This is a genomic window from Inquilinus sp. (assembly GCF_057815775.1).
Genome location: NZ_JBYRFX010000836.1, coordinates 1 through 8,209, shown reverse-complemented (window position 1 = coordinate 8,209; position 8,209 = coordinate 1). Strand labels below are relative to the sequence as shown.

The window sequence follows — 8,209 nt, the reverse complement described above, 5'->3', positions numbered from 1 at the left end:
CCCCGGCGCGGACCCGGCCTTCGACATAGTCGCGGCCGCGGCGCTCGATCACCACGGCGTCGATGCCGGCGCAGTGCAGCAGATGGGCCAGGGCCATGCCGGCCGGCCCGGCGCCGATGATGGCGACCTGGGTGCGCATTCCAAGGCCCTCCCGGAGCCTGTGACGTCGTGGCCCGCAGGCCATGGTTCGACGGCAAGGCTCGCGCCGGGCGGCTGCGAAAGCAATGGACACGGCGGCGGATAAATTGGACATTTCTTCCCTGCCATCGCATCCGGGTGCCGGCAGGGGAGGGCTGGAACGCCATGCAGAAGACCGTGATTCCGAGCTTTTTCCTCTATGGCGAGGCGCCGCGGACGGTCGATGACCGTTTCCTGCATTTGGAGGCATTGGCCGATCGCAGCCGGCCGAGCGACTGGAACATCCGGGCGCATGCCCATGCCAACCTGAACCACATCTTCCACTTCACCAGCGGCGGCGGGGTGATGCGGGCCGAGGCGCAGGCGATCCGGCTGGCGGCGCCCTGCCTGCTGCTGGTGCCGGCCGGGATCGTGCACGGCTTCGCCTTCGAGCCGGAGACCACTGGCTCGGTGCTGACACTGTCCGACACGTATCTGCGCGAGTTGACGCGGCGGGAGCCCGAGTTCCGGCCGATCTTCGCCGCACCGGCGGCGGTGGCGGTGGCCGAGCAGGGCTTCATCCGCAGCAGCCTGGAGCGGCTGTCGCGCGAACTGGCCTGGCTGGCGCCGGGCCAGGGGGCGGCGGTGGAGGCGCTGCTGGTCGGCATCCTGGTCGAGGTGCTGCGCCTGGCGCCGCATCGCGACGGCGCGGCGGCGGTGCCCGGGCCGCAGGCCCTGCTTGTGGCGCGGTTCCGCGAGCGGATCGAGGAGCGCTACCGCGCCCATGACGAGGTCGAGGCTTATGCTGAGGCGCTGCATGTCAGCCCGAAGCAGCTCTGGGCCGCCTGCCGGCGTGTTGCCGGTGCCGCGCCGGCCCGGCTGATCCGCGACCGGCTGCTGCTCGAGGCCAAGCGGCTGCTGCTGTATTCGAACATCTCGGTCACCGAGGCCAGCTACTATCTCGGCGTCAACGATCCGGCCTATTTCTCCCGGCTGTTCGCCAAGGAAACCGGCCTGTCGCCGCGGGCCTTCCGGCGCGGCGGTGACAGGTCCGGCGGCCAGCCTTACACGATCGTATCGACCAGGCCGCCATCGACCCGGATCGCGGCACCATTGGTGGCGGAGGCGAGGGGCGATGCGATGTAGACCACCATATTGGCGGTCTCCTCCGGCGCCGCCATGCGGGCGATGATCGAGGTCGGGCGGTGGGTGCGCACGAACTCGGTCGCGGTGTCGTCCAGCGACTTGCCGGCCTTGTCGGCCATCTCGCGCAGGAACTCCTTCACCCCGTCCGACATGGTCGGGCCGGGCAGCACCGAATTGACCGTGACATTGGTGCCGCGGGTCAGCTTGGCCAGGCCGCGCGACACCGCCAGCTGTGCCGTCTTGCTGAAGCCGTAATGGATCATCTCGGTCGGGATGTTGATGCCGGATTCCGACGAGATGAAGATCACCCGGCCCCAGTTGCGCGCCAGCATGCCCTTGAGATAGGCGCGGGACAGGCGGACGCCCGAGAGGACGTTGACCTCGAAGAACCGGGTCCAGTCCTCGTCCGGGATGTCGAAGAACTCCTTCATCTCGAAGATGCCGACGTTGTTGACCAAGATGTCGACCTCCGGCACCGCGGCCACCAGGGCGGCGGCGCCCTCGGCGGTCGCCACATCGGCCGCAGCACCGCGGACGGACGCGCCGGGCACCGCCTCTTTCAGCCGGGCCACGGCCGCGGCCACGGCGTCCGGCTTGCGGCCGTTCACGATCACCTCGGCCCCGGCCCCGGCCAGCCCCTGGGCGATGGCATAGCCGATCCCGCTGGTGGACCCGGTGACCAGGGCAGTCTTGCCCGACAGGTCGATCTTCATTGTGCTCTCCGTGATATCGGTCTTGCGGCGGCAGCCGTCAGATCAGGGCGCTGCCGCCATGAATATAGACCACGCTGCCGGTGGCGTAGGGGTTGGTGATCAAAGCGAGGATCTGGGTGGCGATATGCTCGGGCTGGCCGACCCGCCCGACCGGCAGGGTGCTGGCCGCGCGCTCATACATCGCCCGGCGCGCTTCCTCGGTCAGGCCGGCATAGAGCGGGGTCTCGACCAGCCCCGGCGACACGGCGTTGACCCGGACCGGCGCCAGTTCCAGGGCCAGGCCCTGGGCCAGCGCCTCCAGCCCGGCATTGATCGCGCCCTGGATCGCGGCGCCCTTGCGCGGCCGGATCGCCAGCACGCCGGTGACGAAGGTCAGCGACCCGCCGTCCTGGATCCTTGCCGCCCGGGCGACGCGGTAGGCGCCCCAGAACTTCGAGTTCATCGAGGCGAAAGCGTCGGCCAGCGGCAGGTCCCGCACCGCCGCGACCTTGGTCTGCGCCGCGGAGACCACGATATGGTCGTAGGCGGCGTCGTCGCGGAAGAAGGCCTCGACCGAGTCATCCGAGGTGGTGTCGAGCACCCGGCCCTCGCTGCCCGCGCCGATCGCCGCCACCGCCGCCTGCAGCTTGTCCTGAGACCGCGACGCGACCACCACGGCGGCGCCCAGCCGGGCCGCCGCCTGGGCTGCCGCCAGCCCGAGGCCCGAACTGCCGCCGACGACCAGCACGCGCTTGCCCTGCAATTCGCTCATTCCATCCTCCTGCTTCCGATCGGCGGGGCCACATGGCTTGCCGCCGTGAACATCTGGACCTTCGGCGTTGCGGAAATAATACTCGGCATCGTGAAGTCACTCTTTCCGGATCATTGATAATGCGGCCGATCGAGAACCTGACCGACATCGCCGTTTTCGCCCGGATCGCCACATCAGGCAGCCTGTCCGCCGCGGCGCGCGAGCTCGGCCTGTCGCTGGCGGTGGTGTCGAAGCGGCTGGCACGGCTGGAGGCGGCGCTGGGCGTGCGCCTGGTGCAGCGCACCACCCGACGGCTGAGCCTGACCGAGGATGGCGCCGCCTTCCACGAGCGGGCGCTGCGCATCCTGGCCGAGCTGGCGGCGGCGCAGGAGGCGGTGGGCGGCGACGGCCGGCCGCGCGGCCTGCTGCGGGTGACGACGACGGCGGCCTTTGCCCGCCGGCTGATCGCGCCCTGCCTCGGACGGTTCCACGAGCGCCACCCGGACGTCCGGGTGCATGTGATCGCCACCGACGCGGTGGTCGACCTGGTGCGGGACGGCATCGACATCGCCATCCGCCAGGCGGCCCTGCCGGACAGCGCGCTGATGGCGCGGGAGTTGGCGCGCAACTGGCGGGTGCTCTGTGCCTCGCCCGACTACATCGCCCGGCGCGGCCGCCCGGCGACGCCGCAAGACCTGGCGGACCATCCCTGCATCACCTATGGCGATCCGCCGATGACGGTGTGGCAGTTCGCCCGCCGGGGCGAGGCGCCGGTGGGGACCACCGTGTCCGGTACGATCATGAGCAATGATGGCGAGGTCGCGCATGCGGCGGCGCTGGCCGGGGCCGGCGTGGTGCTGAAGTCGATCTGGCATGTGGCCGAGGACTTGGCCGCCGGGCGCCTGGTGCGGATTCTCGAGGATTACGAATCGCCGGCGGCGCCGCTGCAGGCGGTCTTCCCCTCGGCCCGCCACCTCGCCCCGAAGACCCGCGCCTTCCTCGATTTTCTCGGCGCCGAGCTGCGGGTTGCGGCGGCGGGGCTGGGCACGCCCTGACCGGGCGCGGGGCGGCGTTGCAACGGTTTTGCCCGGCGGAGCCTTGCCAGCGGGTGCGGGCGCTGCTCAAACTCTCCCTTTATCGCCGGGCCGATCCGCGGCCGGGGCCGACCACGATGGACCGTTCATGACCGAGCCTGCGCCGATTCCCGTCTTCGACGGGCACAACGACGTCCTGCTGCGCCTGCTGAAGTCCCATGCCGGCACGGCCGAAACCGCGTTCATCGAGGGCACGGAGACCGGGCATCTCGACCTGCCGCGGGCGCGCCAGGGCGGCTTCGTCGGCGGCATGTTCGCGATCTTCCCGCCGCCGGTGCAATCCTCGGGGGCAACCGACCGGATGAAGGGCGGCACCTATACCGTGCCGCTGCCGGCCGAACTCGGCATCACCGACGCCCAGGCCTCGACCACGGCCATGGCCTCGATCCTGTTGCGGCTGGAGCGCGCCGGGGGCCTGAGCGTCTGCCGCGACGTGGCGGAGATCCGCGCCGCGGTGGCGAAGCAATCGCTCGCCGCGGTGTTCCACATCGAGGGCTGCGAGGCGATCGACACCGATTTCCGCATGCTCGACCTGCTCTACGCCGCCGGACTGCGCTCGCTCGGCATCGTCTGGAGCCGGTCGAACGCCTTCGGCCATGGCGTGCCGTTCAAGTTCCCCAGCACGCCGGACACCGGGCCGGGCCTGACCGATGCCGGGCGTGAACTGGTGCGCGTGTGCAATGAGCGTCGCATCCTGATCGACCTGTCGCATCTTAACGAGAAGGGGTTCTGGGACGTAGCCGAGCTGTCCTCGGCGCCGCTGGTCGCGACCCATTCCAACGCCCATTCGATCTGCCCGCACGCCCGCAATCTGACCGACCGCCAGCTCGACGCCATCCGCGAAAGCCGTGGCATGGTCGGGCTGAACTTCGCCACCGCCTTCCTGCGGCCGGACGGGTCGATGACCCCCGACACCGACCTGGAGGTCATGGTCCGGCATCTCGACGCGCTGATCGAACGGCTGGGCGAGGACGGGGTCGGCCTCGGCTCGGATTACGACGGCGCCACCATGCCGGCGCGCATCAAGGACGTGGCCGGGCTGCCCCGGCTGTTCGACGCGCTGCGGGCGCATGGCTATGACGACGCGCTGCTGCACAAGATCGGCACCGAGAACTGGTTCGGCGTGCTGGAGCGCACCTGGGGCCGCTGATCTCGGCTGTTGGGCGGTTTACTGCGCCGTCGCCGGAATGCAGGCGGTCAGACGGTCGACGGTCGCCGCCTTGCATGAAGTCTTGATCGAGTAGGATTCGCCATAGAGCCTCCAGTGCAAGGGGAGGCGAAGCCCGAGATTGCGGTCCTGCAGAAACACCCGCTGAGCGGTTTCGACACGGCTCACATCCTCGTGGGCCGCCTCGCTTTTCATCGCAACGATGCGGGCATCGAGAAAGGCGTTGAGATAGGCGACTTCATCGCCGCCCTGCGCCGGCGGGAGGGCTTTTTTCAAGGCGGCCTTGCGGATGCCGTCCAGGCCCGAAGTCAATCGGTCGTCCTCGATGCCGTGCACCACGGCCGCGTCGTAGTAGATAAATTGCCCCAACGTGCCCAAGCCATCGTTTTTGGCGAGCGCTACGGCCGGATCGAAGGCGGTGCGATCGCGTTCGCTGTCCTGCGCGGCGCGAAATTCCGGCAGCCGGGAGGCAACCTTCCAGGCCGCAACGAACGCGGGGCCAAGCCCCTCATGGGACGCCGTGCCATTCACCTTCTGCAGCGCAGGCAGAAATGGCGCCAGGGGGTTTCCCGGGTCTTTCGCGGTGTAATCCCGAACAAGGCTCAGGATATCGCCGGTTCCTGTGGTGAACCCGATAATGCCGGCCGTATAGCCACGGTCATCACCGATATCTTCGATGTATCCATATTGGGAACGCCAATCCAGGTCGGAATTCTCGGCACTCGACACCAGCTGCATCGCGATCTCCTTGCTCTCCGGATCCGCGAGGCCGCCCGAATTCTCTGCGGCGGTGGCCTGGCGGCCGAAGCACAAGGTCGATAGCAAGAGAAGCGCGGCCAAAGGCAGGATCTTCAGTCCGGAATTTCCGAGTGCTGTGCAAAGCCGAACGGAAGATTTGTTCATCACAGCACCATCTGCGTTTTCAGGCCGGAACCGGGTCGCGTTGACATCGAATATGCCGGGGGTCCGAGTCAACCGTCGAGGGAGCTTTGCCCCGGCCGGCCGGTGACAGCAAAACGGCCACGGGGATGCCCCGTGGCCGTCTTCCGAAGGGTGTTGAGTTCAGAATTAGAAGTCGTAGTCGCCGCCGCCCGCGGCGGTGGGGGTGGCCGGCTTCTTCTCGACCTTCTCGACGATCAGCGCCTCGGTGGTGATCAGCAGGCCGGCGACCGACGCCGCGTCCTGCAGGGCGATGCGCACCACCTTGGCCGGGTCGATGATGCCGGCCTTCAAGAGGTCGGCGAACTCACCCTTCTGGGCATCGTAGCCGCGGTTGATGTCGGTGCCATCAAGCAGCTTGCCGACCACGATCGAGCCGTCGCCGCCGGCATTCTCGACGATCTGGCGCAGCGGTGCCTGCAGCGCGCGGCGGATGATGTCGATGCCGACCCGCTCGTCGTCATTCGCCGGCTTCACCTTGTCCAGCGCCTTGGCGGCGTAGAGCAGGGTGACGCCGCCGCCGGGCACCACGCCTTCCTCGATCGCGGCACGGGTCGCATGCACCGCATCGTCGACGCGGTCCTTGCGCTCCTTCACCTCGACCTCGGTGGCGCCGCCGACGCGGATCACCGCGACGCCGCCGGTCAGCTTGGCTAGCCGCTCCTGCAGCTTCTCGCGGTCATAGTCCGAGGTGGTCTCCTCGACCTGCGCCCGCAGCTGGGCGATGCGGGCCTCGATCTCCTTCTTGCCGCCGGCGCCGTCCACGATCGTGGTCTCCTCCTTGGCGATGCGAACGCGCTTGGCGGTGCCGAGGAAGTCGAGGGTGACGTTCTCCAGCTTGATGCCGACATCTTCGGAGATCACCTGGCCCTTGGTCAGCACCGCGATGTCCTCGAGGATCGCCTTGCGCCGGTCGCCGAAGCCCGGCGCCTTGACCGCCGCGATCTTCAGCCCGCCGCGCAGTTTGTTGACCACCAGGGTGGCCAGCGCCTCGCCTTCGACATCCTCGGCGATGATCAGCAGCGGCCGGCCGCTCTGCACCACCGCCTCCAGCAGGGGCAGCAACGGCTGCAGCGCCGTCAGCTTCTTCTCGTGGATCAGGATGTAGGGGTTGTCGAGCTCGGCGATCAACTTCTCGGCATTGGTGATGAAATAGGGCGAGAGATAGCCGCGGTCGAACTGCAGGCCCTCGACCACGTCCAGCTCGGTCTCCAGGCTCTTCGCCTCCTCGACCGTGATAACGCCCTCGTTGCCGACCCGCTTCACCGCCTGGGCAATGATCCGGCCGATCTCGACTTCGCCGTTGGCGGAGATGGTGCCGACCTGGGCGATCTCGTCATTGGTCGATATCTTCTTGGCGCGGGCTTCGACTGCCTTCACCACGGCCTCGACCGCCTTGTCGATGCCGCGCTTGAGGTCGAGTGGGTTCAGCCCAGCGGCCACCGCCTTGGTGCCCTCGCGGACGATCGCCTGGGCCAGCACGGTGGCCGTGGTGGTGCCGTCGCCGGCCAGATCATTGGTCTTGGACGCGACCTCACGCACCAGCTGGGCGCCGAGATTCTCGAACTTGTCGGAAAGCTCGATCTCCTTGGCGACGGTCACGCCGTCCTTGGTGATGCGCGGCGCACCGAACGACTTGTCGATGACGACGTTGCGGCCCTTGGGGCCGAGCGTGACCTTGACCGCATTGGCCAGGATGTCGACGCCGCGCAGGATCCGGTCGCGGGCGTCGGTGGAGAACTTGACGTCTTTGGCTGCCATGATGGTGTCCTTCTGTGTGCCGGCGGTCTCAGGCGGCCTTCTTCGAGGGGCGCTTGGCCGCCTCGAACACGCCGATCACGTCGGATTCCTTCAGCACCACGAAATCGGTGCCTTCCAGCTTGATCTCGGTGCCCGACCATTTGCCGAACAGCACGCGGTCGCCGGCCTTCACATCCAGCGGCTGCAGCTTGCCGGCCTCGTCGCGCAGGCCGGGGCCGACGGCGACGACCTCACCCTCCTGCGGCTTTTCCTTGGCGGTGTCGGGGATGATGATCCCGCCCTTGGTTTTCTCGTCCTGGTCGATGCGCCGGATCAGCACCCGGTCATGCAGGGGGCGGAAAGACATGAAACAACACTCCTTGGAATGGATTTCGGGCATGCGGGCGCTATGGCCGGGCGATGCCGCGATGACGATGGAAGAGGAATGGTCCGGCGCGGGAGCTGCCGGATTTCGGCCGGGGCTCAGCCCGCCCGACGACACCGCGTCCGACACGACCGGGCCAGGCCCATCGGGGCGGGCAGGGGCATGTCAGGGGTGGTG

Annotated in this window: 9 protein-coding genes; 3 read left to right on the top strand and 6 right to left on the bottom strand. The window is 68.4% G+C overall.

The window, feature by feature from the left end; genetic code table 11:
* Positions 1–139, bottom strand: a 139-nt coding sequence (locus AC3XYG_RS29920) for an FAD-dependent monooxygenase (protein WP_489143526.1), incomplete at its 3' end; no start/stop codon positions are given.
* A gap of 164 nt (positions 140–303) precedes the next feature.
* Here AC3XYG_RS29920 and AC3XYG_RS29915 point away from each other — a divergent pair.
* Positions 304–1,263 carry a helix-turn-helix domain-containing protein gene (locus AC3XYG_RS29915; RefSeq protein ID WP_489143525.1) on the top strand — a complete coding sequence of 320 codons (960 nt, stop codon included), beginning with the start codon at positions 304–306 and terminating at the stop codon, positions 1,261–1,263.
* Here AC3XYG_RS29915 and AC3XYG_RS29910 read toward each other — a convergent pair.
* Positions 1,182–1,976 (bottom strand): SDR family NAD(P)-dependent oxidoreductase, encoded by a 795-nt coding sequence (locus AC3XYG_RS29910; RefSeq protein WP_489143524.1) that lies wholly within the window; start codon positions 1,974–1,976, stop codon positions 1,182–1,184. The genes AC3XYG_RS29915 and AC3XYG_RS29910 overlap by 82 nt on opposite strands.
* Before the next feature lie 37 nt (positions 1,977–2,013).
* Positions 2,014–2,727 (bottom strand): SDR family oxidoreductase, encoded by a 714-nt coding sequence (locus AC3XYG_RS29905; RefSeq protein ID WP_489143523.1) that lies wholly within the window; start codon positions 2,725–2,727, stop codon positions 2,014–2,016.
* Between the two features lie 119 nt (positions 2,728–2,846).
* On the opposite strand from AC3XYG_RS29905, the gene AC3XYG_RS29900 reads away from it, so the two are divergent.
* Together AC3XYG_RS29900 and AC3XYG_RS29895 are read left to right on the top strand one after the other, a co-directional pair.
* Positions 2,847–3,761: a LysR family transcriptional regulator gene (locus tag AC3XYG_RS29900; protein ID WP_489143522.1), complete on the top strand. Its 915-nt coding sequence runs from the start codon at positions 2,847–2,849 to the stop codon at positions 3,759–3,761.
* Between the two features lie 127 nt (positions 3,762–3,888).
* Positions 3,889–4,950, top strand: a complete 1,062-nt coding sequence (locus AC3XYG_RS29895) for a dipeptidase (protein WP_489143521.1) — start codon at positions 3,889–3,891, stop codon at positions 4,948–4,950.
* Between the two features lie 18 nt (positions 4,951–4,968).
* On the opposite strand, the gene AC3XYG_RS29890 is transcribed toward AC3XYG_RS29895, so the two are convergent.
* The 3 genes from AC3XYG_RS29890 to groES form a co-directional block, all read right to left on the bottom strand.
* Positions 4,969–5,871 carry a chitosanase gene (locus AC3XYG_RS29890; protein WP_489143520.1) on the bottom strand — a complete coding sequence of 301 codons (903 nt, stop codon included), beginning with the start codon at positions 5,869–5,871 and terminating at the stop codon, positions 4,969–4,971.
* A gap of 165 nt (positions 5,872–6,036) precedes the next feature.
* Positions 6,037–7,668: a chaperonin GroEL gene (gene groL / locus AC3XYG_RS29885; protein ID WP_489143519.1), complete on the bottom strand. Its 1,632-nt coding sequence runs from the start codon at positions 7,666–7,668 to the stop codon at positions 6,037–6,039.
* A 28-nt stretch (positions 7,669–7,696) separates the two neighbouring features.
* Complete coding sequence (groES, locus tag AC3XYG_RS29880; protein ID WP_489143518.1) at positions 7,697–8,014, bottom strand: co-chaperone GroES; 318 nt, start codon at positions 8,012–8,014, stop codon at positions 7,697–7,699.
* Between the last annotated feature and the right edge of the window lie 195 nt (positions 8,015–8,209).

Excerpts from the sequence above, each read along its gene's own strand:
- AC3XYG_RS29915 (WP_489143525.1), top strand. The coding sequence starts at position 304 with ATGCAGAAGACCGTGATTCCGAGCTTTTTCCTCTATGGCGAGGCGCCG.
- AC3XYG_RS29910 (WP_489143524.1), bottom strand. The coding sequence starts at position 1,976 with ATGAAGATCGACCTGTCGGGCAAGACTGCCCTGGTCACCGGGTCCACC.
- AC3XYG_RS29905 (WP_489143523.1), bottom strand. The coding sequence starts at position 2,727 with ATGAGCGAATTGCAGGGCAAGCGCGTGCTGGTCGTCGGCGGCAGTTCG.
- AC3XYG_RS29900 (WP_489143522.1), top strand. The coding sequence starts at position 2,847 with ATGCGGCCGATCGAGAACCTGACCGACATCGCCGTTTTCGCCCGGATC.
- AC3XYG_RS29895 (WP_489143521.1), top strand. The coding sequence starts at position 3,889 with ATGACCGAGCCTGCGCCGATTCCCGTCTTCGACGGGCACAACGACGTC.
- AC3XYG_RS29890 (WP_489143520.1), bottom strand. The coding sequence starts at position 5,871 with ATGAACAAATCTTCCGTTCGGCTTTGCACAGCACTCGGAAATTCCGGA.
- groL (WP_489143519.1), bottom strand. The coding sequence starts at position 7,668 with ATGGCAGCCAAAGACGTCAAGTTCTCCACCGACGCCCGCGACCGGATC.
- groES (WP_489143518.1), bottom strand. The coding sequence starts at position 8,014 with ATGTCTTTCCGCCCCCTGCATGACCGGGTGCTGATCCGGCGCATCGAC.